The following is a 25,885-nucleotide window of genomic DNA, read 5'->3' as shown; positions in this document are numbered from 1 at the left end:
CAACCAGGAGAAACCTGAAATGAACAACAACACTCAGAAGCAACAGCAAAAGCCGGCTCAAGGAGCATCTAGCAAAGCAAGTGGGGGCATTTCGATGCAGGTAGTGACGGTCGGGACTCGGGTTAGTTGTGCCCTGCCCTACTGCGGCCAAGGCGTGGTCTTTGCGATTCACGGCGCCCAGTTGCCGGAAAGTGCGCAAACGATGTGGGACGGGGTCGGAGTGAGTGGCGGGAACGCGCAGTTTGACGTGGTGTTTGAGAATGGTTCGATCTCGCACAAGCTCCCAGAGGCCATCGTCCGCGGAATCCAGTGGACCATTTACGACGTGCAGGCCAGCGCCGAGGAAATCGCCCAGCTGCTGCAGAATTCGGAACGCAAAATTGCCGCCGATACTCTAGCCAGGCACAACGCACAGACAGCCTTTGCCATCGAGGTTGAGCGTCTGCAGGCGGCGCCAGAACTGCTGCACCTGACTCAGGGTGACGACCTGTACAGCGGGAAGCTGGCGGCGGCGAACATTCGTGCAGCGTTGCGCAAGGCCTTCCCGAAAGTGAAGTTCTCCGTACGCAAGAGCCACTACGGCAGCGTTTCGGTGAGCTGGACCGATGGGCCGACCCAAAATGCCGTTGTAGCCATCGTGAACCGGCACAAGGGCGGCTACTTCGACGGCATGGAGGACATCTACCAGCACGAGAAGACTCCATTCGTGGCGGTCTTCGGCGGGGCTGAGTACGTGTGGACGCGTCGCGAATACAGCGCCCAGATGATCGAGCGGGCAATTGCCGGTGTATTTGAGCGCTACGCGAGCAACCTCGCCGGTATGGAGCGCCCTACCGCTTCCGCCTTCCAGACTGGCCAGCTGTTCAATGTGGAGGTGCCGGCGCTGTGTGAGTCCCTGCAATCGATGATTCGGACCGAGCTGGCAGGCCTGCAGGACGGTGAAGCACTCGCACGCCCGGTGCCGGTGCCGGTGCCGGCGCCGGCCGAGGCGAAGGACGTCACCCAGGTGGAGCAAGTGCCCGACGTCCAGGACGTGACCACCACCGAACAGCAGCCGCGTGCACTGAACTGGTATGAACGCAAGCAAGCCGCGCGCCGGGAGCGCTTTGGGGATCGCGCGGCTTCGCTCGCCGATCAAAGCAACCGGACGTATGCACGGGCTCGCCAGATGGCCAGCGTGATTCCGTTCGGGCAGCCAATCCTGGCCGGCCACCATAGCGAGCAGCGGGACAGGAACTACAGAAACCGGACTCACGACACCTTCGGCAAGTCGTTCCAGCTGCAGGACAAGGCCAAGCACTACGAGGCCAAGGCCGCTTCGGTCGGTACAGGGGGGATATCGAGCGATGACCCGGATGCGATCGACAAGCTGCAGGAGCAGGTCCAGCAGCTGGAGAAGGATCAAGCGCAGATGAAGGCAGCCAATCAGGCGATCCGCAAGCACAAGACGCCCCAAGCCCAGGTCACCGCGCTGTTGGCACTGGGCTTCTCGGAACAGCTGGCCACCGAGGCGATCAGGCCGGACTTCTGCGGCCGGGTGGGTTTCCCCTCCTACGCCCTCAGCAACAACAACGCGAACATCCGCCGCATCAAGCAACGCATCCAGGAGCTGGAATGCCGTCGCGCGCTGCAAGACATCGAGATCGAGGGCAACGGGTTCACTTACCGGGAGGACACCGAAGATAACCGGGTGATGTTCGTGTTCCCGGGCAAGCCGGACGAGCAGACCCGCACGTTGCTCAAGCGCCACGCGTTCAAATGGAGTCCCAGCCGGGGGGCCTGGGTGCGGCAGTTGAACAACGCCGGGCGCTGGGCGGCGCAGCAGGTGCGCAAGGTACTGGAGGGCTGATATCTGGCCTCATGGGCTGGACTGGTTCTACTGGGAATCAGACCCGCCCACAGAGGCGACACGGTAGAGGGCTGGTCCGGCTGCAGCCAACGGCCGACCAAGGGGACTTTCCCCCTGGACCCCCTGTCCTGCTTTCAAAGCATTTTGAAGCCTTCTTTTTCATTTATGCCTGGAGCCAGAGCCTCTTTTCAAACCGCTCCGCTTGCCCGGGCCGTCGGCCGGCATTGTTCATTCCCATCCCTCTGCAGTGCTGCCGAACTTGAGCCGCTTCGCTGACTGACTTTTCGCGGGCCCTGAAGGATGACCTGGCTCGTCCAGGCAGCAAGGGCCGCTGCGCTGAAACCGTCACCCGGTCCACTCGCTTCGCTCGCGGCTGCGGCTTCGGGTTTCTCCCTTGCTCCCTGTCCTGATGAGCCAGGTCCTCCTGGGCCTACGGCGAAAAGGTCACTCAGCGAAGCAAGTCCTCAACAGCAACACCACCAGGAGAAACCTGAAATGAACAACGAAATCCTAAGCCAACAGCAGAAGCAAAAGCCGGCTCAAGGAGCATCTAGCAAAGCAGGTCGGGGCAAGCCGAAGGGCATTCCTCGCGGCGTGTGGAAGGAGATCCCGTTGAACAAGCTGCGCCCGTGGGAGAAGAACGTCCGCGCCACTCAGGAAGGAGCGCGGTTATCGAACGACTTGAAACAGAGACCATCTGGCCAGGCTCCCGCGAACCCGTGCGCCTCCTGGCTTGTGACTCATCATCGAAGGGGGCGTGCGACCTCACAATAGTGCCGCGATGCACTATTGCGATTGGAGGGTTATCGAGACAAAAAACGAAGGCTGGATCGAAATCGGATCAACGCGAAGCCTCCGGCCATTTTCTACAGTTCGTGGCTGGAAGGTCCGATCCAAAACGGGTAGCACACACTGGCAATAATCGGCCAGTGGAAGTGAGCTGTGAAGGAATGCTAATGGCCGATTCTGTTGAAAAAGTCCTGTCGCGTTTTTTGCCGGTGAAAGAGCGTGGGTGACGTTGAAATCTGGCTCAGTCAGAAGACGGAGCTGTCCTGGTTTTTACGTAGCAACGCCGAAATCGAGCGTTTTTTAAGCGGCCGGGAAGAGGCGCTTTCAGAAACCGACTTTTTCAACAGAATCGGCCGATTTCTGCCGGTCAAACGAACACTTGCCGGCCAGAAGCGGCCGATTTGCCATCATCCCCATGGATCGAAAGAGGCCATCCCGTGCATACCTCCCAGAGTACCCCCGAAGAGGGATCAGCCCCTATCCCGCCAACTGCATTGCCGTCCTACAATCGCCTCGGGGAGCATCCGCTTCGTTGTGCCTAGGCTGCAATCCAGGTTTAGAAACCTGTGATTCTCAGGAAGCGATAAAACGCAGTAACCAGGCCTTCTCGGATCTTGGCAATCTAAGGCGGAATGTGCGAGGCGGGCCGGGTACCGGCGGGATGGCCTACCCGGCACGCCCAGCGCCTATCATCCGACCGGAGGTGCTGTAGGTGTGCATAAAGGCGCTGTAAAAATGCAGCACTCGCACTTCGCTTCTGGCTGGAGGGCCCGTGCCCTCTGCCCATGCCAGCTGGCACGCAATGTGCGGGTTTAAGTCCGAATCCCGCACAGCATTCTCTGGACGCATCATGGACCCATTACAACTGCTGGCCGACAAGGGCCTGCTCCTTTCCGACAGCATCTCCGTCAACGGCCAGCTGCTGCACGTCTCGCCCAGCCAGAGCGACCAGCTCGGCTATGCCCCGGACGAACTCCTCGGCCAAGGTATCGAGCAGATCTACACTGCCGAGTCGGTACGTACGTTACACCAGCTGTTCACCAACCCGCCCGCCGACGAGCGGGTCCAAGACCTCGAGTTGACCCTGATTCGCCATAGCGGCGGCCTAGTGCCGGTGCTGGCCAGCGGCATGCTGGAGTGGCGCGCGGTGGCGTCGCCCCGCTTGCACCTGATCAAGATGCCGCTGGGCTCTCTCAGTCGCCGCATGAGCGAGCTGCAGAACGCCAACGAAGTCATGAGCCAGATGCTCTACAGCGCCAAGGTAGCCTACTGGTGTATTGAGTTCGCCGAGGCGGTGGATATCACCCAGACGCCCGACGAAATCGTCCGCCAGGTGTTCGAGAACCGCTCCTACTGGCGCATGTGCAACCGCGCCATGGCGGACGTTTACGAGATGCCGGCGGACGTCGACTTCAACCAGCAACCGGTGCGCCTCTACTGGCCGCGTAGCCCGGCCAATGAAGAGTTCGTGCGGCGCCTGGTAGAAACCGATTTCTGCGTCGACGGCGCGCTCTCGGTGGATCGTCGCCACGACGGCTCGCCGGCCTACGTGGAGAACGATGTCCGCGCCGCCATCCACAACGGCCGCCTGCTGCGCATGTGGGGCAGCATTCGCGATGTTAGCCAGGAACTGCGCATGCAACACGACGCCGAGCAGCGCATCGACTCGTTGCGCCGCGTGTTCGACGCCGTGCCGGATGCCGTGTTGGTGATCGACGAACGCCTGCAGCCGCAGTGGCGCAACGCAGCCTTCGAGCACACCTTCGGCATCACCCAGGGCGCCAGCATCGCCCATGCTCTGCTTGATCACTCGCTTCCTGAGCGCACCTGGCACAGCTTGAACCTGCCCGATCTCAGCGGGCACTCGCGACGGTTCAGCGTCCACTGCTCGCGCATCGTCATGCAGGAAGGCGTCGCCTGGAAAGTGGCTGTATTGCGGGCGACTGAGCGTGCCGCCCAGCACGCCGGTGAGTTGCATCCATGATCGACAAGAGCCTCCTGCCCCCCCTGAAAATGGGGATGCGTTCGTCGGTCAACGTCAGCAGTGAGGTTCTCTCTGCGCTGCTGGAAACACCGGCGCTACATGCCCTGCTCGACAGCTTCAGCGAATCCATCATTCTCTGCGACGGCGAGTCGCGGGTTCGCTTCCTCAATCTCGCGGCCGAACGCGTCAACCGCCTGTCCCGGCAGGATGTTGTAGGCCTGCCGAATGTCGAATTCTTCCAGCGCTCGGCCCTGGGCTTCGAAGACTTCCAGCAGGCCGTCGGTCGCGGCGGCAACAGCGCCCTGACTCGCTCCCGCGACGGCCGCATGTTCCTCACCAGCACCCAGGCAGTTCCCACCGGCGCCTATGAGAAGCCATACACGCTGCTTGTACAGCGCGACTTCGAGGGCCGGGAAAGCCAGCGCCGTGGAGCGCAACCGACCTTCCCACCCGCGGAAACCAATGGGCTGGGCGACCCACAGGACAATGCCCTGCACCTTTCCCCCCTGCTTTCGAGCATCGCCGATACCGGTGTACGCGCCTTCCGTCGCCGTGCCCGCCTGCTCCTGTTGGGCGAGCCCGGTGTCGGCAAGACCGCCATCGCCCGGCATATCCACCGCGCCGCTGGCTGGGGCGATCGGCCCTTCATCCACGTCAACTGCGGCAGCATTCCGGACAGCCTGTTCGAGTCGGAGATGTTCGGTTACGAGCGCGGCGCCTTCACCGGTGCCCTGCAAAGCGGTAAGCGCGGCTATATAGAAAGCGCCTCGGGCGGCACCCTTTTCCTCGATGAGATCGGTGAGATACCGCTGCATGTACAGGCCAAGCTGCTCAAGTTCCTCGAGGATGGCAGCATCCAGTCGGTCGGCTCGCCGCTCTCCAAGACCGTCCAGGTCCAGGTGATAGCTGCCACTAACAAGGACCTGCGGCGCTTAGTGGAATCCGGCGAATTCCGCGCCGACCTCTACTACCGGCTGGCGGTGCTGCCGGTGGAGATCCCACCGCTGCGCCGGCACCTGGAAGACCTGCCGGTGCTCATGGACATCCTCTTGTTGCGCATCAACCGTGACCGCCAGCCGACCCTGCGGCTATCCGGCGGTTGCCGTAAGCGGCTGCTGAACTATGACTACCCGGGCAATATCCGCGAGTTGGTGAACATCTTCGAACGCCTGGCCGTGCTGGCCGACGACGAAGCCAGCGAGCAACACCTGCCGCCGGAACTGCTGGGCCTGGTAGCGCCAATTGGTGCCAGGCCCGCCGCCCCGCGCGTGGAGCCCGAAATGCCACCACCGGCGCGCGACGAAGCGGGTGAAAACCTCAAGGCTCAGGTCCAACGCTACGAGCGCCTGCTCATCCTGCAGGCGGTAGAAAGCCAAGGCAGCAAGCGCAAGGCGGCCCAGCAACTAGGCATCGACATCGGCACCCTGATCCGCAAACTGCAACGCGACTGAATTCTCCGGCACAGGGATGTGCCTGCCGCTGCAATTTCCCCTCACCACACCGTCCCGCACCGCTGCAAGAATGCCTACAGCGCTTGCCATTTTTGCTTACAAATTTGCCAATACAAAAGCAAAAATCCTTTTAAATCAATTACCTAAAAAACTGGCACGACAAATGCTGTATCACCTCCAACCCATCCACCTGAGTGGGTCTTCGCATAGATGCCGAACCCCAGCGGTCCGGCAGTTCTGGAGGTAAAACAACAATGCTGATCACAGGTATCAAGAGCCGACCGGTATACGACCAGCTGCGCCCCCTTCCCGGCGGCGCCCGCCATCTGGTCGCCGGTCAGGGCAGCGGTGGCCGCGCCATGCTGCGCCTGCTGGAAGAAATGTCCGGGCAGGGCATGCCGATCACCCTGCTCTATTCGCAGGAATCCTTCTCCGGCCAGGACTTTCTCGCCGAGCTGCAGCAACGACAGGTCGCCGAGCTACGCGTCTACGCCAGCAACCAAGCTCTGGTGGCAGACCTCGAGCGCATCCTGGGCGAGGCCCGCATGGGCACACGGCTCTACCTCTCCGGCTCGGAGAGTTTCATCGGCACCGCCATGCAGGTGGCCACCCACTACGACATGAACAGCGACGAAGTGCTGCGCGAGCACGCCGGCACCTTCGTCCGCCGCGTCTGGTGCGTGCACTGCGACAGCTACACCGAGAACGTCACCCAGCGCGTGTTCGAGTGCCCCGGCTGCCACGCAATGCTGGTGGTCCGTGATCATTACTCTCGTCGTCTCGCCGCCTTCCAGGCCGTCAAGGCCGACGCCGAAGTCCCCGGCGAGCTGCCGCAAGCAGAGGAGCTCGACACATGAGCCAACAAACCGGAACCCTCAGCGTACGCGTCGCCCGTATCGAAGCGGTCACCCCCGAAATCAAGCGCTTCACCCTGGTTTCCACCGATGGCGCGCACCTGCCGCCCTTCTCCGGCGGCAGCAACGTGGTGGTGCTGATACCCCACGCGAACGGCACCCACCGCAACGCCTATTCGCTGATGAGCTCGCCCTACGACTCCAGCGTCTACCAGATCGCCGTGCGCCGGGTCGAAGACGGTCGCGGCGGGTCGCAGCGGATGCACGAGGCGGTGAACGAGGGCGATGTGCTGGAAATCCTTCGCCCGGTGAACCTGTTCCCATTGAGCAAGCACGCCCGCCTGCACCTGTTCATCGCCGGAGGCGTGGGCATCACCCCGGTTTGTTCGCAACTGGCCGAATTGCGCCTGCGCGGCACGCCCTTCGAAGTGCACCTGGCGGTGCGCAGTGCCGAACATGCGCGCCTGGGCGAAGAGCTCAAGCGGGAATACGGCGACGCGGTGCGCCTGTATCGCGGTGATATTGACCAGCGCCTGGACATTTCTGCCGTCCTGGCCGATCGCCCGCTGGGCAGCCACCTGTATGTCTGCGGCCCGGAATCCATGATCCAGGACGCCATCGACAGCGCCCATGCCCTGGGCTGGACCGACAGCCACATCCACTACGAGCGCTTCCTCGAGCAGGGCAGTGCCGGCGAAGCCTTCAGCGTCACCCTGGCGCGCAGCGGCGCGACCATCGACGTCTCCCCCGACCAGAGCCTGCTGGAAGCGGCGGAAGCCGCCGGCCATCGGATTCCCTACCTGTGCCGTGGCGGCGCCTGCGGGGAATGCCAGACCGAAGTGCTCGAACTCGACGGCGAGATCTTCCACACCGACGATTGGCTGTCGGACGAGGACAAGGCCACCAACAAGAAAATCATGCCCTGCGTGTCGCGCGCCAAGTGCTCGCGCCTGGTCATCGACTGCTGAGCGGAGAACACCCATGACCATCCAGTTCCGACCCGACGAAACCTACCGCGACGACTACACCTACGCGAACAGCCCGGAGTGCATCGCCCGCGCGCCCTTCCCGTTCCCGGACGACGAGTACATGTACTCGATGAACCTCGAGCCCCACGTGTCGGTGGGCGATGCAGCGCTGCGGGCCGTGTTCGACATCGACGAGCACTACATCAGCGAATGCCGCGACCGTGCCTTCACCCTTGAAAAGGACCCGGGCATGCACTACGTCTCGGCGCCGCACATGATGGAAGCCCAGTGGGACCTGCTCGAGCTGATCATGGAATCCTACGCCAGCGACTACCCGGAATACTTCCAGCTGGAGAAGGATGGCACTCGCTGGCACTGGACCAACAAGCTGCTGAACATCGACGACACCTTCACCTTCGGCGACCCGGCGACGCTGCCCTATGAGCCGATGGAGTACATCACCCGCCAGGCCCAGGGCGACTGGGTACTGCAGGAAGAGCGCGACGGCACCCTCTACTGGGGCGCCGGCATCGCCACCCAGCGCGCCGACTACTCCCTGCGCTTCAACCTCGGCATGGCCTGGCACGAATTTCACGGCCCGGTGCCGCTGGTGAAGGAAACCGGCATGCTCGATCGCGCGCTGAAGTTCCTCCTGCGCCTGCGCTGCGGCCATCCGGTACGTCGCCTGAACTGGTCGCTGACCGTCAATCCGCGCCTCGACGTCTCCGCCGAGAGCCTGCCGGACTGGGCGCCGGACCGCACCACGGTGACCGCCGAAAACGCCGGCAAGCTGGTCTACCTGCGCATTGAGCTGCAACCCCTGCACCGCCTGCCGCGCAGCAACGCCATCGTGTTCCCGATCCGTACCTATCTGCTGAACCTGGAAGACATCGCCACCAACCCGGCATGGGCCAAGCGCATGCACCGCGTGCTCAAGTCCCTCAACCAGGAACTGGTGGACTACAAGGGCTTCACTCGCTACCGCGATGCCGCCGTCGAGTGGCTCTCGCAGTTCGATGACGGCCGTGACGAGGAGGTGGCCAAGGCCGGATAAGCCCGCATCACGCTTTACCCATAAAAACAAAAGCTCCAGCAGGAGCACCGGCGGACCGCAATCCGCCGGCCGTGCAATCGACTGCCATTCAAATGAGGAAAACAATATGAGTGGGTCACCTGCAGCGCGTGCAACCGCGACACTCGATCACGACGCCGAGCAACTGAAGGCGCTCGGCTACAGCTCCAACTTCGAACGCAGCATGAGCCTGTGGGAGAACTTCTCCCTGGGTTTCACCTACCTGTCGCCGGTGGTCGGCGTCTACACCCTGTTCGGCCTCTGCCTCGCGGCGGGCGGCCCGCCGATGTTCTGGTCCTACCTGTTGATCGGCCTCGGCCAATTGCTGGTGTGCCTGATCTTCGGTGAAGTGGTTTCGCAGTTCCCCATCTCCGGTGGCGTCTACCCCTGGGCCCGTCGCCTGGTGGGCAAGCGCTGGGCGTGGATGGTGGGCTGGGTCTATGCCTGGGCGCTGTGCGCCACCATTGCCGGCGTCGCCGTGGGCGCGGGGCCCTACCTCGCCGCCATGCTCGGCTTCGAGGCCAATTCCAACGCCAACATCTACATCGCTCTCGGCCTGATCCTGCTGTCCACCGCGCTCAACCTGGTGGGAACCAAGCTGCTCGCCCGGGTAGCCATGTTCGGCTTCCTCTGCGAGCTGGTGGGCGCCATCCTGGTCGGTGGCTACCTGTTGCTGTTCGAGCGTCATCAGCCGTTCAGCGTGCTGTTCGACACCTTCGACCTGAACGTCAACGGCTCCTACCTGCCCGCCTTCCTCGCCGCCTCCCTCGCTGGCCTGTTCCAGTACTACGGCTTCGAGGCCTGCGGTGACGTCGCCGAAGAAACGCCCAATCCCGGCAAGCGCATTCCCAAGGCCATGCGCATGACCATCTACATCGGTGGCGCCGCCGCCATGTTCGCCTGCCTGGCGTTGATCCTCGCCGTGCCGGACATGCAGAAGGTTATCGCCGGTGAAGACACCGATCCGGTTTCCACCATCCTCGCCAACGCCTTCGGCCCGGTGGGCTCGAAACTGGTGATGGCCGTGGTGATGGTCTCATTCATCTCCTGCGTGCTCAGCCTGCAAGCAGCTGCCAGCCGCCTGCTGTTCGCCTACGCCCGCGACGAGATGATCGTCGGCAGCAACCTGCTCAAGCGCCTGTCCACCAACCATGTGCCGTCCTTCGCCCTGGTAGTGAGCGGCGTGGTGCCGGCGGCCATCGTCTGCCTCGGCCTGTTCATGGCCGATGCCGTGGCCACCATCGTCGGCTTCGCCGCCATCGGTATCTATGTAGCTTTCCAGATGATTGTCATCGCCGCTCTGATTGCCCGCGCCAAGGGCTGGCGCCCGAGCGGCCAGTTCAGCCTCGGGGGCTGGGGTCCCCTGGTGAACATCGCCGCGCTGGTATACGGGATCGGCGCCATCGTCAACATGGTCTGGCCGCGCTCCCCGGACGCCGCCTGGTACATCAACTACTCCATGATCCTGACCACGGTTGTGGTGATGGGCGCGGGCCTCCTCTACATGGTCCTGGCCAAGCCCTACGACAAGGGCACCGCACCGGCCGGCGATGCCTGGAAGTTCTCCAAACCCGCCCCAAAGGCCGCTGACGTCGCTGGCGTGCCTGCTCAGTAAGCCATCGCCACTGCCAGACATCCCGCTCCCTCGCTTTCTCCCCTCCCCCTCCTGCGGGAGAGGGGCCGGGGGAGAGGGTGGTCCGAGCCGAACAGAATTTCCCTCACCCCGCCCCCTCTCCCAGAGGGAGAGGGGCTATGACCGAACGAGGATCTAGCCCATGCAAACCAAACTTCTGATCAACGGCCAGCTCATCGCCGGCGACGGCCCGAGCCTCGCCGTACTCAACCCGTCCCTGGGCACCGCCCTGGTGGAGATCCCCGAGGCCAGCCCGGCCCAGGTGGACGCTGCCGTGCAGGCCGCCGACGACGCCTTTCCGGCCTGGTCGCAGACCCCGCCGAAAGAACGCGCCACCCTGCTGCTCAAGCTCGCCGACAAGATCGACACCCATGCCGAGGAACTCGCCCGCCTGGAGTCGGCCAACTGCGGCAAGCCCTACACCGCCGCGCTGAACGACGAGCTGCCGGCCATCGCCGACGTGTTCCGCTTCTTCGCTGGCGCCAGCCGCTGCATGAGCGGCTCCGCCGCCGGCGAGTACCTGCCCGGCCACACCTCGATGATCCGCCGCGATCCGATCGGCGTGGTCGCCTCCATCGCCCCCTGGAACTACCCGCTGATGATGGCCGCCTGGAAGCTTGGCCCCGCGCTCGCCGCCGGCAACACCGTAGTGCTCAAGCCCTCCGAGCAGACCCCGCTGACCGCGCTGAAGCTGGCCGAATTCATCAATGAACTCTTCCCGGCAGGCGTGGTGAACATGGTGTTCGGTCGCGGCCCGAGCGTCGGCGAGCCGCTGGTGACCCATCCGAAGGTGCGCATGGTGTCGCTGACCGGCTCGGTCGCCACCGGCTCGCGGATCATCGCCGGCACCGCCGACAGCGTGAAGCGCATGCACATGGAACTGGGCGGCAAGGCCCCGGTGATCATCTTCGACGACGCCGACATCGACGCCGCCGTCGAGGGCATCCGCACCTTCGGCTTCTACAACGCCGGCCAGGACTGCACCGCCGCCTGCCGCATCTACGCCCAGCAAGGCATCTACGACAAATTCGTGGCCAAACTCGGTGAAGCGGTCGGCAGCCTGCAGACCGGTCTGCAGGACGACCCGAGCACCGAGCTCGGCCCGCTGATCACCGAGCAGCATCTGCAGCGCGTCGAAGCCTTCGTCCAGCGCGCTAGCGCTCTGCCGCACATCCAGGTGGTAACCGGCGGTGCGCGCGTCGACGCCCCGGGTTTCTTCTTCCAGCCCACGGTGCTGGCCGGCGCCCGCCAGGACGACGAGATCGTCCGCCGCGAGGTGTTCGGCCCGGTGGTCTCGGTCACTGCCTTCGACGACGAGGAGCAGGTGCTGGCCTGGGCCAACGACTCCGACTACGGCCTGGCCTCCTCCGTCTGGACCTCGGACGTCGGCCGCGCCCACCGCCTGTCCGCGCGCCTGCAGTACGGCTGCACCTGGGTCAACACGCACTTCATGCTGGTCAGCGAAATGCCCCACGGCGGGGTCAAGCACTCCGGCTACGGCAAGGACATGTCCATGTACGGCCTGGAGGACTACACCGCCGTGCGCCATGTGATGTTCAAGCATTAACGGCCTGGCCACTTCCCTTGTGGGGGGCGAATTCATTCGCTAAGCAGGCCGCAGGCCAGCACTGGGGAGCTCCCAGGGGGGCTGCGCTGCCCTTCGCGAATGAATTCGCCCCCACAGAATCCCGTTTCACCGGTAGCACTGCCACACCACCAGGAGAAGAATAATGAAAAAGGCCCTGTCCGCTTTCCGACTCATCCTCACCGACGTGCTTGCCGACCTGGCCTTGGCGTCGGCCTGAAAAAAGCCCCGGCACCCGCCGGGGCAAATCGGGTGGCCAGGCCCGCCGATACAACCTGGCCCGGGGCAGCCCTGTGGGCTGAAGTCCTTCAGATATTCCTCAGAGATCGCCAAACCCAGGCCCTGGCACAGGGTGTTGCCATCCGGCTGGATATAACCGTCGACCGGTTGCGGCTCACCATTGAACACATAGGTAGAAGAGCTCGCTGCCGACCTCGACATCGAACACCGGGAAGAACTCGGCCATGGAGGAGACGGTGCTGGTCATGGTCAGTTGGTCATTTCTTGGATTTCCGAGCTCAGCTACCCACCCGCGGAGAGCCGCAATCGATGACTGCGTTGGGATGTAGTCGGGCGAATTGCAGAGCGACACCGAGAGTGCGCCCACAGTCCAGACTGGCTGTTCGATAAGGAAGAGCCGGGCGTCCGCTCATGGCCCAGACCGTGTAAAAACGCAGCAAGCGATGGCAATCAACTGCTAAGCGATTTTCTTAGTCCCAGGAGGCCGTGGTAGGCTCAATCAGGCGCAATCGGTGATTATGGTTGTTATGTTATAGGCACTTCTGGCTTCGGCGCGCCTGTTGAGAGGGGGCAGGACTCGTAAAACAGGCCTCAGGCCTTCATCGCAGCCATCAAGACACCGCTGCCAAACGCGTTCAACACGCGTTTGAGATTGTAGGCGAGCACATGCAGGCTCATTTCGGTACTCACCCGATCGAGCATTCGGGTGAGGAAATGGGTGGCGCCCATCCAGGCCTTCAACGTGCCAAATGGATGCTCCTCCGTCTGGCGACGGATACGCATCATCTCCGGCACCTGGTCGAGGCGGGCCTGCATCGCCTCGAGTACTGACTCATGCTCCCAGCGGCTCACGCGTCGCTCTGTGCTCGGCGTAGAGTGCTCTTTCAACGCGCAACCTTGGCAATGCGAACTCCAGTAACGGTGCATCTTCAGCCCCTTCTCGACGCTTGAGAAACGCCAGATCAGGCTTTGTCCTGCTGGGCATCGGTTTTACACAGCCTGGGGCGGTTACTGCCTGATGTGGCCGGCCGCATAGGGTCGCGAGCTTCCCTCATCGAATGGCCCGAAATGATCTCAATGTCATCCGGACTCATCATCGGACAAGCCATAACTGATCCAACCGGGTCGTATAGCTCTGGCTCATCAACTCCCGTCGCATCCCCCAGTCCGGCGCCACGGGCACCCCGCCCGGCCGGACAGTCCCCCTGCCCCACCTTGCATTGATCGCGTCCATCACCGCCATGGCCTTGCTGGCCCGCTCGGGCTGGACGGGCGCAAACAAGTCCGGCGTGAACTCACCTGGTTGGCGTAGATCCATCAGCAACACCTCCGCCTTGCTGAAGGTGAATCCGGGGCGGTAAATCAGCTCCAATCCTTCGCCCGCGGCCTTCGTGATCAAGCGGGTATCGTCGGTGGGATACGGCAGCTCGACGGCAACACCCTTGGCGAACTTGGGTTCGTCCGGGTTGAACATGCCGGTGCGGATGCTGACGCGTACTTGCTTGCACATAGAGCCCTGGGCACGCAGCTTCTCACAGGCCCGGGCGGCATAAGTGGCCACCGCCTCGCGAATAGGTGCTAAGTCGCGGAGGCGTTTGCCGAACATGCGGCTGCAGCAAATCTCCTGCTTCGGCGGTGTGGCCTCCTCCAAATCCAGGCAGGCGACGCCGCGTAGCTCACGCGCGGTTTTCTCGACAAGGACATTGAACTGCTTGCGCAGAGTCCAGGCATCAGCCTGGGCCAAGTCCCAGGCGGTCTTGATTCCCTGGGCGTTGAGGTGCTCGGTCATGCGCCGGCCGATGCCCCAAACGTCACCGACATCGCAGGCTTTCAACAACCGGTCGCGCCGCGCCGGCTCGCGGATATCCAGTACACCGCCAGTCTGCTGCTGCCACTTCTTGGCGCCGTGGTTCGCCAGCTTGGCCAGGGTCTTGGAGGTGCCGATACCCACACCGACCGGGATGCCGGTGCAGCGCAGCACCCGGGTGCGCATCTCCCGGCCGACACGCACCAGGTCCCCCGGCACGCCGGTTAGATCGGCAAAGCACTCGTCGATGCTGTAGACCTCGGTGGTCGGTGCCATCTCCTCGAGGAGGGTCATGACCCGCTGGCTCATGTCGCCGTACAGGGCGTAGTTGCTGGAGAAGGCCAGAATGCCGTGTCGGCGGAGGGTGTTCTTGATCTGGAAATAGGGCTCGCCCATCTTCACGAAGGGCTTGGCATCGGCGCTACGCGCGATCACGCAGCCGTCGTTGTTCGACAGCACGACGATGGGCGTGCGCGCCAGATCCGGCCGGAAGACCCGCTCGCAGCTGGCATAAAAGCTGTTGCAGTCGATTAGGGCGATGGCCCTGCCCTGGTCAGCGCTTGCCATGGCTGCGAATGCTGTAGTCGACCACGCCCCAGATCAGCAACTCGTCGCCCTCCAGGATGTAGCGCGGCGCGTACTTCGGGTTCTCGGGGTGCAGAGACACCTGCTTGCCCTCGATCACTAGACGCTTGACGATCGGCTCGGCATTCACCGCGGCGATGACAATGTCGTTGCTGACCGCTTCCCTGGATCGATTCACCACCAGCAGGTCGCCGTCGAAGATGCCGGCGCGGACCATGCTGTCACCTGCAGCACGCACTAGATAGGTGTGCGGTGCGCGGATGTCGAGAATCTCGTCCAGGGAGATGCTGCGCTCCAGGTGGTCCTGGGCAGGAGAAGGAAACCCAGCTGGCACGCGAAAGGAGAAGAGCGGCAGCCGGCAACTGTGAGCCAGCAGACGCGCAACGACTTGAGGGATCATGGGAAGAACCTGATAATTACTGTATATGAATACAGTACTAGACTACAGACGTTTCCTACAATGGGAAGGGAGACGAGCGGAGGAGGCAGTATGTGCGGGCGCTATGTGACCCCATCCGACCGGGCCATCGAGGACTTCTGGCATATCGGCGCGCGCAACAGCGGGCAATGGATCCAGAGCTTTAACGTGGCACCCACTACGCAGGTGCCCATGCTGCGGCACGACGATCAAGGTGAGTTGGAACTGGTCGCTGCGCGCTGGGGACTGATCCCCTTCTGGTGGAAACAGCCCAAGCCGCCCGCCTTCAGCTTCAACGCGCGAAGTGAAGAGGCCGCGACGAAGCCGATGTGGCGTCAGAGTTTGCGCACGCATCGCTGCCTGATGCCGGCTGCGGGCTGGTATGAATGGAACGAGCGACAGCAAGTGCGCAGTCGCTCGGGCCGCAAGGTCAATCAACCCTATTACCACTACGCCATTGATGAGGGTGTGTTGGCCATCGCCGGAATCTGGTCGACCTGGACCGGACCCGACGGACAAGACGTGGTCTCCTGCGCGCTGCTGACGAAAGATGCCACAGGCCCGGCATCTGCCATCCATCATCGAATGCCGGTCATTCTGGCGCCGGAACAGTTTGAGTTCTGGCTTTCGCAGAGCACCGGCAGCCAAGAGGTACACAGCGCGATAGCGCTGAGTCGCGAGGATTTCGCCGCTCACCCGGTTTCAACAGAAGTCGGCAACACCCGAAATGATTATCCAGAGCTCCTGAAACCGGTAGCGGGGCCTGCTACCGAGTAACAATTTCCGTCCTCTGCGATCTCGTGTCTGACCTTCAACCTGAAGCGTCGCTCAATTCTCTTCCAGCCATTCACTTCAGACGCACCAATCATTTGATGCTGTCTGCCCAAAAATGACACCCACCGTGCCGTCACGAAAAGGTCAGATTAGCCGCATTCAAATTTTCTCATCCACGACTAATCTCCCCTACAACCGAGCGGCGGGAACCTGCGCCGCTCTTTGACTGGCAGGGGAGCCATTCACCATGGACAACACGCAAGACACTTGTAGAGCAGCCACCGTTCTCGTGGTTGACGATACGCCGGACAACCTGATGCTGATGGCCGAACTGTTGAAGGACCGGTATCGGGTCAAGGCCGCCAACAGCGGTGAGAAGGCCCTTCGCTTGTTGCAGGCCGACCCACTGCCGGACCTGATTCTGCTCGACATCATGATGCCGGGGCTTTCGGGCCATCAGGTGGCGGAACAGCTGAAGCTCGATCCGCGCACCGCTGACATTCCCATCATCTTTCTCACCGCCATGGCCGCGATGGAGGACGAAATTCTGGGACTGAAGCTGGGCGCCGTGGACTACATCACCAAGCCGATCAGCCCGCCGGTGGTCCTGGCGCGGGTGGCAACGCAGCTGAAGATCAAGGCCGCTGCCGACTTCCTGCGGGACCAGAAGGAATACCTGGAGAAGGAGGTGCAACGCCGCACTGCCGAGGTGATGGCCATCCAGGACGTGACCATCCAGGCCATGACTTCGCTCGCGGAAACTCGCGACAACGAGACGGGCAACCATATCCGCCGAACCCAGCACTACGTGGAACTGTTGGCCGAACTGCTGCGCGACCATCCGCGCTTCAGGCATTTCCTCAATGACGAGACCATCCGGCTGCTATTCAAGTCGGCTCCGCTGCACGACATCGGCAAGATCGGCATTCCCGACTACATCCTGCTCAAGCCGGGTCGGCTGACCCCGGATGAGTTCGAAGTCATGAAAACTCACACAACCCTGGGGCGGGATGCCATCCAGCATGCCGAGGATCAGTTGGGCATCTCCGTGGGTTTTCTGCGCCTAGCCAAGGAAATTGCCTACAGCCACCAGGAAAAGTGGGACGGCACCGGCTATCCCGAAGGGCTGGCGGCCGATGACATTCCCATCAGCGCACGGTTGATGGCCGTGGCGGATGTCTACGACGCGCTGATCAGCCGGCGCGTTTACAAGGTCGGCATGCCCCATGAGCAAGCGGTGGAAATTATCCGTCAGGGACGCGGCACGCACTTCGACCCGGACGTTTGCGATGCCTTTCTGAGTTGTCATGGGCAATTCCGCGTGATTGCCGAACGCTATGCAGACAGTGACCAGGATATGGCCAGGCAACTCGCGGCCCTCGAGCAGATCGCGCAAGAGCCCTGAGCCTAAACGTGATCTTTCTGGTTCGGGCAATGGGGAGTCGCCATGAACAAAGTGTCCGCGCTGCTTGAGCGCCTGTCATTGCGCCACAAGCTGGTCATCGGGTTTGCTGCGCTGCTGGCGCTGATCTTGGTGCTCGGCGTGCAAAGTCTACGCACCCAGGAACTGCTCAAGCGCGATATGCAGTTGCTGTATCAGGAGGACCTGGTGGGTGCCGCCCACCTGCAGGAGGCGCGTGCGCAGCTACCGCACCTGGTCCAGGCAATGCAGCGTGCCGTTGGCACCAGCAGCGGGGAAATCCGTATCGACGCGCTGAAGGAGTTGCATGAAGCCCAGAAGCGCCTGCAGAAGGCCCTGGCTCAGGCGCAGCCGACCCTGCGTCTCCAGCAGAGCCTGGTGCAACTGGCCGAGCTGGAGATCCTGATCGAACGCATACAGCGCGGCGGTGAGGAAGCCCTGGAACTGGCCGGCAGGGGGTATCAGGGGCAGGCGCTGATGTTGCTAAACAGTAACGATTTCCAGGCGCTGGACCAGCAGGCCGACGACCTGCTCAACCGCATGGCCCAGGTCAAGGAATCCTTCATTCATGACACCGCCAAGCAGATCGCCGAGTTCGCCCAGTTCAGCACCACCCTCACCTATGTACTGTTGCTTGGCGGGCTGACGCTCGCACTGCTGCTCTCCAGCCTGGTGAGCCGTTCGATCCGGCTGCCACTCAACCGGGTGCGCATTGCAGTCGACCAACTGGCCGCGGGGCAGCTGGATCAGCACATTCCCCATACCGATATGGAGAACGAAACGGGCGACCTGGCGCGCGCCATCGCCACACTGCAGACCGAAGCCCAGCAGTTGGAGCGCCAGCGCTGGATCCAGGCGCAGACGGCGCAATTGCAGGCCGACCTGCCTCAGGCGACCACACCGGACGAGCTGGCCCAGACCTTTCTCCGGCATATGGCCGGCATGCTTGGTATCTGCCAGGGCGTGCTCTACAGCCTGCGCCAAGGCAGCGAACATCTGGAGCTAATGGGCAGTTACGCCACTGACCCGGAGTACCCGCCAAATGAGGTAGTCGGACTGGGCGCCGGCCTGCTGGGTCAGTGTGCACTTGACCGCACGCCGCGTCAGTTCTCGGGTCTGCCACAGGAATTTGGCCGGCTACGCATGCAACTGGGCGAGCTGCCGGCCAACTATCTGCTGCTGCAGCCGATCCTGCGTGGCGAGCGGCTGCATGGTGTGCTCGAAGTGGCGGGGTTCCAGCCGATGGGTGAGCGCGAGACGGCACTGCTACAGGAGACGCTGCCGGGGCTGGCTGGCGCCATGGCGCTGATGGAGCGCAACCTGGCGGTGCAGGAATTGCTCGCGGAAACACGCCGTCAGGCTGACGAAATGGGCGCCCAGGCGCTGCAGCTGGAACAACAGGCGCAAGAGCTGGAAACGCAGCAGAGCGCACTGCGGGCCACCGAGGCGTGGTACCGGGGCATCATCGAGGCGGCGCCGGACGGCATGATCGTCATAGGCGCAGACGGTCGAATCCTGATGACCAATCCCCAACTGGACGGCCTGTTCGGCTATGCCACCGGCGAGTTGATCGGCGAGGCCGTCGAGCGTCTCGTGCCCAACGCCGCTCGTGAAAGCCACGTGGGTTTGCGTAATGGTTTCATCGCCCACGGCAGCACCCGGCAGATGGGCGCCTACCTGGAAGACCTGCGGGGCGTGCGCAAGGATGGCAGCCTCTTTTCCGTTGAAATAGGCCTGGCGCACCTGCCAACGCTGGAGGGGCGCGGCACCTGCGTCTGCGCCTCGGTGCGTGATGTCAGCGAACAGCGCCAGTTGCAGGCGGCACTCCAGGCCAGCGAGAAGCAGCTCCGCGCGGTGCTCGACAGCAGCCCGGTAGCCATGCTGATCCGGGGTGAAGACGGCCTGCCCAGCTACTGCAATCCGGAACTGGACAGCCTGCTCGGGACCAACCGCGAGCAGCTTTCTGAAACCGACGAGAGCCGCTTCTGGTTCGACCAGCAGGCACGACAGCGCTTCCTCGCCGCAGCGGCTGAGGGTGAGGTACTCAACTTCGAGGCCAGTCTGCAACAGGAATCCGGCAAGCGCTTCGAGGTACTGCTCTCCGCCGTGCCTGTGCCTCTTGGCGAGCGGCGGATCGCAGTGGAGTGGTACTTCGATATCACCGCGCGCAAGCAAGCGGAAGCCGTGGTGCAACGCGCCAGGGAGATGGCCGAGGAGGCAACCCGCGCCAAAAGCGATTTCCTGGCCAACATGAGCCATGAGATCCGTACACCGATGAACGCCATCCTCGGCATGAGCCATCTGGCGCTGCGCACGGAGCTGGATCCGCGCCAGCGCAACTACATCGAGAAGGTGCATCGCTCGGCAGAGAACCTGCTGGGGATCATCAATGACATCCTCGATTTCTCGAAGATCGAGGCCGGCAAGCTCGACCTTGAAATCATTCCCTTCCACCTGGAGGACGTCCTGGAGAACTTCGCCAGCATGGTCGGCCTGAAGGCAGAGGACAAAGGCCTGGAGTTGCTCTACAACACCTCGCCCAACCTGCCGACCGCGCTGCAGGGCGATCCGCTGCGCCTGGGTCAGGTGTTGATCAATCTGGGCAACAACGCGGCGAAATTCACCGAGCGCGGTGAGATCGTGGTTGGGGTGGAGCGCATCGGGGGCGACGACTGGCGTGTCGAGCTGCATTTCTGGGTGCGCGACACGGGCATCGGCATGAGCGAGGAACAGTGCGCGCGCATGTTCCAGTCGTTCAGCCAGGCCGACAGTTCCATCACCAGGAAGTATGGTGGTACTGGGCTCGGCCTCTCCATCTCCAAACGTCTGGTGGAACTCATGGGCGGGCGCATCTGGGTGGAAAGCGTGCCGGGCCAGGGCTCGACTTTCCACTTCAGCCTGAGCCTGGACGTGCAGCGCAACGCGCCGCCACGGCGCATGTTCACCGCCGATGAATTGCTCGGCACGCGCGTACTGGTGGTGGACGACAATGCCAGCGCCCGCGAAATCCTCTCCAGCATGGCCAGGAGCTACGGTGTTGAAGTGGACGTTGCCGACAGCGGCGGCGTGGCCTTGAGGATGCTGGTGGAAGCCGAGCAGCGGAAACTGCCATACAACCTGGTACTGATGGACTGGCGTATGCCCGGCATGGATGGCGTGGAGACGGTTCGGCGAATGCACCAGGCCAATCTGGCGCACACGCCATCGGTCATCATGGTCACCGCCTTTGGCCGCGAAGAAGTGCGCGAGCAGGCTGAACGTCAGGGCGTGCAATTGCCCGTTGTGCTGACCAAGCCGGTAACGCCTTCCACGTTGCTGGAGGCATTGGGCACGGTGCTTGGCAAGGTCCCGCAGGTCGGAACCCGAGCCAGTGAGCGCTGCGGGCAGAGTGCAAACGAAATGGCCAGCCTCAGGGGGGCGCGCCTGCTGCTGGTGGAAGACAATGAACTCAATCGCGAACTGGCCTGCGAGCTGCTGCAGGGCGTGGGCATCGAGCTGAGTCAGGTGGTCGACGGGCAGCAGGCGCTCGACTTGTTGGAGCAGGATGCGGAGTTCGATGGCGTGCTGATGGATTGCCAGATGCCGGTGATGGATGGCTACACGGCTACCCAGCGGATTCGCCAGCAACCCCGCTTCGCCGAATTGCCGGTGATTGCCATGACCGCCAACGCCATGACGGGTGATCGCGAACGGGCCCTGGCCAGCGGCATGAACGACCATATTTCCAAGCCGCTGAACGTAGGCGACATGTTCGCCACCCTGGCCAAATGGATCCGACCGGGCGCGCACCGCAATTCGGCGACACCGGTAGCGACTGCTCCCGAGGCAAGCCCAGGGTTGCCCGAGAGCCTGGAAGGCATCGACCTGGCCACTGGCCTGTCAACCTGCATGGGCAAACGTGACCTTTACCTGCGATTGCTGCGTAAGTTCCATGGGAGCCAGTCGCACTTCGGGGAAGCGTTCCAACTGGCGATAGCTGGTAGCGACCCGACAGCGGCGGCGCGCCTGGCCCATACCCTGCGCGGCACCGCCGGCAATATCGGTGCCGGGCAAGTGGCCCAGGCAGCCGCCGCACTGGAGCAGGCTTGCCTTTCGGGCGATAGCGCCGAGGGAGTGCAGGCCAGACTCAGTGAGGTTGAGCGATGCCTTGCGCCAGTGCTGGATGCGCTGGCACGGCTTGCGCCATCCCCCCCAACTGCTGAACCAGCCGCCACATTGCCTTCACATCCGCAGTTTGGTGCCCGTCTTGCGGAGTTGAAGCGGCTTCTGGCGGAGAGCGATACGTCAGCCGTGGATACCTTGAAGGCGTTGGATACCTTGGTCTCAAGTTCCGCAGAGGCGGCGCTGCTGGCCAAGGTGGCGCAGCAAGTCGAGTTGTTCGAGTTCGATCGAGCGCTGGAGATGTTGCAGGGAATGGCGAGCGAGTGAAGGGCTGGGACAGCGGGGAACTGCCAGGCGTGCCTGCCCATATGGGACTCGCGTGGCCCCTTCCCCGGTCGATCTCACCCGCCCAGCGCGATGATCGCGAAGAGCAACGCTGTTCCTACCAACGCCAACGCAGCGCCCGTTGCCCAGGTGCTGCCGCCGGAGTAGCGAGCCAGCAACCAGCCGCTGAGGAACAGCATCGCCATTGCCACCAGATTGGAGGTACGAATTGCCACTCCTGTGGTTTCGATCAGCAGGAACGGAATCACCGGAGGAAAGGTCGCCAGCACCACCAGCAGGAAGGTACCCAAGGCACCCTTGATGTCTTCGAAAGCCAACCGCGAGCCAACAGGCTTGTCCGCATTGAGCAGCAAACGCAGACGCAGCATCTCCAGCCCATCCGGGGCCGCTGCTTCGGCAATGCGCGGCGGCAGGGCGTCGGCGATCAGGGCCCGGCCTTTGGCCGGATCGGCGTCCCCCTGCAAGCGGGCCATGAGCGTTCGGCTACGCGTGCGCTCGGTCCAGGTACGCAGCAGGTAGATGACAGCATCGGCGAGCCCCCACGCGAGGTTGCAGCCGAAGGCCGCGATCAGCATGGTCCGCGCCTCTTCACGCCCTGAGGTGGCTACGCTCAGTGACCCGATGAAGGTCATCGCCATCAGTAGTCCGAAAATCACTTCGGTCGCGCGGTCCACGGGGTCGAGCACTCTCTGCCGGGATTCGTCTCCGGGTCTATCCATGTCGATCTCCTCGAAACTCGAGCCGGCCATGGCGAACGGGTAACGCCGTCCGCCACGGGAGACCGGCGTCAGAGGCTGAGGAAGCCGCTGTAAAGGCCATATCCGGCAATCAGCGCGCCGATCAGCACCACCACGAAGATCACTTTTTCTACCGAGGTGAACACCGGTTGCCCCAGTTCGCGCTTGGCCTTGGCGAACAGGATCGCCCCTGGCGCATAAAGCAGCGCTGACAGGAGCAGGTACTGCACACCCGCGGCATACACCAGCCAGATGGCATAGAGCACGGCGATCAGCGCAATCACAAGATCCTTGCCACGCTCCCCGGGCGCCTGCTCATAGGTCTCGTGACGGAATGCCAACAGCAAGGCGTAGGCGGCGGACCAGAAGTACGGCACCAGGATCATCGAGGTGGCCAGGTACAGCAGGCTGAGGTAGGTGGAGCTGTTGAACAGCGTGATGATCAGGAACAGTTGGATCAGCCCATTGGACAGCCACAAGGCGTTGGCCGGAACCTGGTTGGCGTTCTCCTTGCGCAGGAACTCCGGCATGGTGTGGTCACGGGCACTGGCGAAGAGGATCTCGGCGCAAAGCAGGGTCCAGGACAGTAGCGCACCGGCCAGGGAAACGATCAGGCCGACGCTGATCAGCACCGCCCCCCAGTGTCCCACCACGCTTTCCAGTACCCCGGCCATGGACGGGTTCTTCAAACCAGCCAATTGCGCCTGGGCCATTATCCCCTGGGACAGCACGTTCACCAGGACCAACAGCAGAAGCACGCCAACGAAGCCAGCCACCGTCGCCTTGCCGACGTCGCTGCGCTTCTCCGCACGGGCAGAGAAAATACTGGCCCCTTCGATGCCGATGAACACCCAGACCGTCACCAACATCATGCTGCGCACCTGGTTCATCACCGTGCCCAGGTCGCTGTTGCCTGCACCCCAGAAATCGCTGGTAAACACATCCATCTTGAACGCCACGGCAGCAATGACGATGAACAGCGCCAGCGGCACCATCTTGGCAATGGTGGTGAGGGTATTGATGAAGGCGGCTTCCTTGATACCTCGCAGCACCAGGAAGTGCAGCAGCCAGAGCAGCACCGAGGCACCGATGATGGCCGCAAGCGTGTTGCCCTCGCCGAACAGGGGGAAGAAGAAGCCGAGGGTGCTGAACAGCAGCACCATGTAACTGACGTTGCCGATCCAGGCGCTGATCCAGTAGCCCCAGGCCGAGGAGAAACCCATGTAGTCGCCGAATCCGGCCTTGGCGTAGGCATACACCCCGCCGTCGAGCTTTGGCTTGCGGTTGGCCAGGGTCTGGAACACGAATGCCAGCATCAGCATGCCGACGCCGGTGATCAACCAGCCGATCAGGGTGGCGCCTGCGCTGGCACTCGCTGCAACGTTCTGCGGTAGTGAGAAGATGCCTCCGCCGACCATGGAGCCGACGACCAGGGCGATCAGCGCCCCGAGCTTCAACTTGTCGCTGGAGGCGGCGACCTGTGTCTGTTTACCGGGTTCAGCCTGATTGCCCAGGTGCACATTGCTGGTTGAATCGACCATGTAAAGCTCCTTGCCAAAACGGCATCGCTCAAGTAATTGGCCGGCCAACTAGAAATGGTCGCAATCGCACAGCATGACCCTTCGAGTGGTCCACGCCACCGAACAGACTGCATGTATCACTGCTGGGCGTTGGTTCAGTCCAACTCGCGCCCCCGCAGCCGGGAATCGTCATTCTGATATTCAAGCAATAGCTACGAGCCGCGCAGCATGCGGTAGTGCTCGGCTGCCCAGTGTTGCTGTGTCTCTCGTGGCAGACAGTGCGCGGCGTCCACCCGCTCCTCCAGCTTGGCCGCAAAGGCCGCCGCAGAGGCCCGCTCCACGAAGGTGAAGGTCATGCCACAGGCATGCACCAGCCACACGGGCCTGTCGTCCCGTGTGGCCGACTCTATGGACAGGTCCAATTGGCGCTCCCAAGAAAACGGAAAGCGAGGGCAAGGTACTCCGAGTGTAGCCGCTCTCTGGATGGTGCAAGCCCGGGTGAGACGTAGCCTGGAGGGGGCGAGCATTGAGCATCGCGCTTCGGGTATTTTTTGGCGCCCCTCAGTGAAACGCAGCAATCCTTTAGACGAGGCAAGGATCGCGGGCCATTCTTAAGGAGTTCCGATCCCAAGGATCAATTCGTATCAGCGCGAGGAAGGTCCCGATGCTCAACTGGATGCTGATCTTCCTCCCAATCGCCATCCTGCTGGAGTTCTTCGCGGCGGAGCAGCATCTGCTGGTGTTTCTCGCCGCCGCGCTTGCCATCCTTCCCCTGGCAGGCTGGCTGGGCCGTGCGACCGAACAGTTGGCCGAGCGCTCCGGCGAAGGCGTCGGGGGCCTCCTCAACGCGACCTTCGGCAACGCCACGGAGTTGATCATCGCCCTCAGCGCCTTGCGGGCCGGCCTGCATGACGTGGTGAAAGCCTCCATAGTCGGCTCGATTGTCGGCAACATCCTCCTGGTACTGGGCGCCGCAATGCTGGCGGGCGGACTGCGCCACACCGAGCAGCAATACAACGCCTCAGGAGCGCGCTCCCAGGCGACCCTGCTGACCCTCGCCAGCATTGCCCTGATCCTGCCCGCTGCATACAACGCCGCCATTGCCGCCCGCGCACCCAGTGGACTCCAGTCATTGAGTCTGTACATCGCCCTGGTCTTGCTGCTCGTCTACGGACTCTTCCTGGTGTTCTCCCTGGTCACCCACCGCAACCTGTTCGCCGGTTCACCGACAACCGAGCAACCCCATGAGCAGTCTGCAATCTGGCCTATGGGCAAGGCTCTACTCGTGCTTGGCTTAGCGACCGTGATGATCGCCTGGATCAGCGAAATCCTAGTGGGCGCCATCGGACCCAGCGCCCGGCAACTGGGGCTGAGCAACCTCTTCGTCGGTGTATTCGTGGTGGCCATCCTTGGCAACGCAGCCGAGCATGCTTCGGCCATCTCCGCCGCAATGAAGAACCGCATGGACCTTTCGCTTTCGATTGCCATCGGCTCCAGTGTCCAGGTGGCACTGTTCGTCGCACCCGTTCTAGTGCTGGCCAGCCAAGTATTGGGCCCGGCGCCGATGGACCTGGCCTTTTCCGGAGGCCTGGTGCTGAGCGTGCTGCTCGCTGTGCTGATCACTGGCCAGGTAGCTGGCGACGGACGCTCGGACTGGCTCAAGGGCGTACAGTTGCTGGCTGTCTATCTGATCCTTGCCCTGGCTTTCTTCTTCACCCCGGACCCGTCGATCTCTTGAGGGTCTATACGCCAC

At 62.8% G+C, this 25,885-nt stretch carries 17 protein-coding genes and 2 pseudogenes; 12 read left to right on the top strand and 7 right to left on the bottom strand.

Annotated elements, in window-relative coordinates:
* Window positions 1-19 precede the first annotated feature (19 nt).
* From AAHM40_RS20910 to AAHM40_RS20875, 8 genes are all read left to right on the top strand, one after another.
* On the top strand, window positions 20-1,849 hold the full coding sequence (locus AAHM40_RS20910) for a DUF3560 domain-containing protein (protein WP_342246359.1): 1,830 nt from the start codon (window positions 20-22) through the stop codon (window positions 1,847-1,849).
* A 1,639-nt stretch (window positions 1,850-3,488) separates the two neighbouring features.
* Window positions 3,489-4,622 (top strand): PAS domain S-box protein, encoded by a 1,134-nt coding sequence (locus tag AAHM40_RS20905; RefSeq protein ID WP_342246358.1) that lies wholly within the window; start codon window positions 3,489-3,491, stop codon window positions 4,620-4,622.
* Entirely contained in the window at window positions 4,619-6,073 is a 1,455-nt protein-coding gene (locus tag AAHM40_RS20900; protein ID WP_342246357.1) for a sigma-54 interaction domain-containing protein, read from the top strand. Before AAHM40_RS20905 ends, AAHM40_RS20900 begins: the two co-directional genes overlap by 4 nt.
* A gap of 254 nt (window positions 6,074-6,327) precedes the next feature.
* On the top strand, window positions 6,328-6,930 hold the full coding sequence (locus AAHM40_RS20895) for a dimethylamine monooxygenase subunit DmmA family protein (protein ID WP_342246356.1): 603 nt from the start codon (window positions 6,328-6,330) through the stop codon (window positions 6,928-6,930).
* Complete coding sequence (locus tag AAHM40_RS20890; RefSeq protein WP_342246355.1) at window positions 6,927-7,895, top strand: PDR/VanB family oxidoreductase; 969 nt, start codon at window positions 6,927-6,929, stop codon at window positions 7,893-7,895. Before AAHM40_RS20895 ends, AAHM40_RS20890 begins: the two co-directional genes overlap by 4 nt.
* Window positions 7,896-7,908: 13 nt before the next feature.
* A complete protein-coding gene (locus AAHM40_RS20885) occupies window positions 7,909-8,949 on the top strand; it encodes a heme-dependent oxidative N-demethylase family protein (RefSeq protein WP_342246354.1) in 1,041 nt (346 codons plus the stop codon).
* Window positions 8,950-9,055: 106 nt separating this feature from the next.
* Entirely contained in the window at window positions 9,056-10,582 is a 1,527-nt protein-coding gene (locus tag AAHM40_RS20880; protein WP_342246353.1) for an APC family permease, read from the top strand.
* Between the two features lie 160 nt (window positions 10,583-10,742).
* Window positions 10,743-12,167: a gamma-aminobutyraldehyde dehydrogenase gene (locus AAHM40_RS20875; RefSeq protein ID WP_342246352.1), complete on the top strand. Its 1,425-nt coding sequence runs from the start codon at window positions 10,743-10,745 to the stop codon at window positions 12,165-12,167.
* Between the two features lie 318 nt (window positions 12,168-12,485).
* On the opposite strand, the pseudogene AAHM40_RS20870 reads toward AAHM40_RS20875, so the two are convergent.
* The 4 genes and pseudogenes from AAHM40_RS20870 to AAHM40_RS20855 all read right to left on the bottom strand — a co-directional run.
* A pseudogene (locus AAHM40_RS20870) lies at window positions 12,486-12,687 on the bottom strand (L-rhamnonate dehydratase); the annotation flags it as partial.
* A gap of 329 nt (window positions 12,688-13,016) precedes the next feature.
* Window positions 13,017-13,412, bottom strand: a pseudogene (locus tag AAHM40_RS20865) (transposase); the annotation flags it as partial.
* 106 nt (window positions 13,413-13,518) lie between these two features.
* Window positions 13,519-14,799 (bottom strand): translesion error-prone DNA polymerase V subunit UmuC, encoded by a 1,281-nt coding sequence (gene umuC, locus AAHM40_RS20860; protein WP_342246351.1) that lies wholly within the window; start codon window positions 14,797-14,799, stop codon window positions 13,519-13,521.
* Complete coding sequence (locus tag AAHM40_RS20855; protein ID WP_342246350.1) at window positions 14,786-15,217, bottom strand: LexA family protein; 432 nt, start codon at window positions 15,215-15,217, stop codon at window positions 14,786-14,788. Before AAHM40_RS20855 ends, umuC begins: the two co-directional genes overlap by 14 nt.
* A gap of 90 nt (window positions 15,218-15,307) precedes the next feature.
* Between AAHM40_RS20855 and AAHM40_RS20850 the strand changes: the two genes are divergently transcribed.
* From AAHM40_RS20850 to AAHM40_RS20840, 3 genes are all read left to right on the top strand, one after another.
* A complete protein-coding gene (locus AAHM40_RS20850) occupies window positions 15,308-16,012 on the top strand; it encodes an SOS response-associated peptidase (RefSeq protein WP_342246349.1) in 705 nt (234 codons plus the stop codon).
* Window positions 16,013-16,256: 244 nt separating this feature from the next.
* Entirely contained in the window at window positions 16,257-17,414 is a 1,158-nt protein-coding gene (locus AAHM40_RS20845; RefSeq protein WP_342246348.1) for an HD-GYP domain-containing protein, read from the top strand.
* A gap of 42 nt (window positions 17,415-17,456) precedes the next feature.
* Window positions 17,457-21,857, top strand: a complete 4,401-nt coding sequence (locus AAHM40_RS20840) for a response regulator (RefSeq protein ID WP_342246347.1) — start codon at window positions 17,457-17,459, stop codon at window positions 21,855-21,857.
* A 74-nt stretch (window positions 21,858-21,931) separates the two neighbouring features.
* On the opposite strand, the gene AAHM40_RS20835 is transcribed toward AAHM40_RS20840, so the two are convergent.
* The 3 genes from AAHM40_RS20835 to AAHM40_RS20825 all read right to left on the bottom strand — a co-directional run bounded on the left by AAHM40_RS20835 (window position 21,932) and on the right by AAHM40_RS20825 (window position 24,554).
* Window positions 21,932-22,594: a VIT1/CCC1 transporter family protein gene (locus AAHM40_RS20835; protein WP_342246346.1), complete on the bottom strand. Its 663-nt coding sequence runs from the start codon at window positions 22,592-22,594 to the stop codon at window positions 21,932-21,934.
* Between the two features lie 68 nt (window positions 22,595-22,662).
* Entirely contained in the window at window positions 22,663-24,153 is a 1,491-nt protein-coding gene (arcD, locus tag AAHM40_RS20830; RefSeq protein ID WP_342246345.1) for an arginine-ornithine antiporter, read from the bottom strand.
* 191 nt (window positions 24,154-24,344) lie between these two features.
* Window positions 24,345-24,554 carry a hypothetical protein gene (locus tag AAHM40_RS20825; protein WP_342246344.1) on the bottom strand — a complete coding sequence of 70 codons (210 nt, stop codon included), beginning with the start codon at window positions 24,552-24,554 and terminating at the stop codon, window positions 24,345-24,347.
* Between the two features lie 242 nt (window positions 24,555-24,796).
* Here AAHM40_RS20825 and cax point away from each other — a divergent pair, with 242 nt between their 5' ends.
* Window positions 24,797-25,870, top strand: a complete 1,074-nt coding sequence (gene cax / locus AAHM40_RS20820; RefSeq protein ID WP_342246343.1) for a calcium/proton exchanger — start codon at window positions 24,797-24,799, stop codon at window positions 25,868-25,870.
* The last annotated feature ends 15 nt before the right edge of the window (window positions 25,871-25,885 follow it).

Source organism: Pseudomonas sp. OTU5201, from assembly GCF_038440135.1.
GTDB classification, from domain to species: domain Bacteria; phylum Pseudomonadota; class Gammaproteobacteria; order Pseudomonadales; family Pseudomonadaceae; genus Metapseudomonas; species Metapseudomonas resinovorans.
The sequence above is the reverse complement of the archived record's forward strand: the minus strand, read 5'-3'. Positions and strand labels throughout refer to the sequence as shown.